This is a genomic window from Streptomyces sp. NPDC055078 (assembly GCF_053607985.1).
On the sequence record NZ_JBSGUP010001154.1, the window covers coordinates 1 to 1,122 of the forward strand.

Sequence of the window (1,122 nt, forward strand, 5' to 3'; positions counted from 1 at the left end):
GTTCAGGGGGTCCGCTACGGGACGAGCCTCAGCAGCTTGTTGACCGTGTTCCGGCCGGGGTTGGTGATCTTGTTGGGGGTGGCACCTGCCACCAGGGCGCGGGAGATCTGCGCCGGGGTGGCTCCCGGGTGGCCCGCGAGATAGACGGCCGCCGCGCCGACGACATGGGGGGACGCCATGGAGGTGCCGGAGATCGTCTTCGTCCGGCCGTCGTTCCAGGCGGAGGTGATCGCCGAGCCGGGGGCGTAGAGGTCCACCGAGCGGCCGAAGTTGGAGAACCCGGATTGGGCGTCCTTCTGGGTGGAGGAGGCCACGGTGATGGCTTCCTTCACCCGGGCCGGGGAGACGAGTCCGGCGTCGGACGACTCGTTTCCGGCGGCGACACCGAAGGTGACCCCGGAGGCGATGGCCTTGCGCACGGCCCTGTCGAGCGCGATGTCCGCGTCGCCGCCCAGGCTCATATTGGCGACCGCCGGGCCCTTGCGGTTCTTGGTGACCCAGTCGATTCCCGCGACGACCTGCTCGGTGGTGCCGCTCCCCTGGGCGTCCAGTACCCGGACGGCGACGATCTTCGCCTTCTTGGCGACGCCGTACCGCGTACCGGCGATGGTGGCCGCGACATGGGTGCCATGGCCGTTCTCGTCGTTGGCGACCAGGTCCTTGCCGATCGCGTCGAACCCGTGGGAGGCGCGTCCGCCGAAGTCCGGGTGGCTGACGCGGACGCCCGTGTCGATGACGTACGCGGTGACGCCCAGCCCTCCGCCGCTCGGGTAGTTGTACCGGGCGTCCCCCTTGGTGGCGGTCTGGTCGATCCGGTCGAGCCCCCAGGACGGCGGGTTCGTCTGGACCGCGTTGATCCGGAACGTCTTGTTCTGGACGACGTGGGCGACGGCCGGGTGGGCGGCCAGCCGCTTGGCCTGAGTGGGGGTCAGGCCGGTGGTGGTGAAGCCGTTGACGGCCGAGTCGTAGGTACGGCTCACCTTGCCGCCGTACTTCTTCGCCAGGCTCCGCTTGTCCGTCTGCTGGTCGAGCATGACGACGAAGCTCCCGGGGATCGCGCCCTCGGCGTTCAGGCCGTGGACGGTGCCCTCGGCGGGGGCGGCCGGGGTGGCCGCCCCGGCG

Annotated in this window: 1 protein-coding gene; it reads right to left on the reverse strand. The window is 70.8% G+C overall.

Going from position 1 to position 1,122, the window contains the following annotated elements; all coding sequences use genetic code 11:
* Window positions 1–14: 14 nt before the first annotated feature.
* A partial coding sequence (locus ACWF94_RS40890; RefSeq protein ID WP_453500429.1) for a S8 family serine peptidase occupies window positions 15–1,122 on the reverse strand: 1,108 nt, incomplete at its 5' end.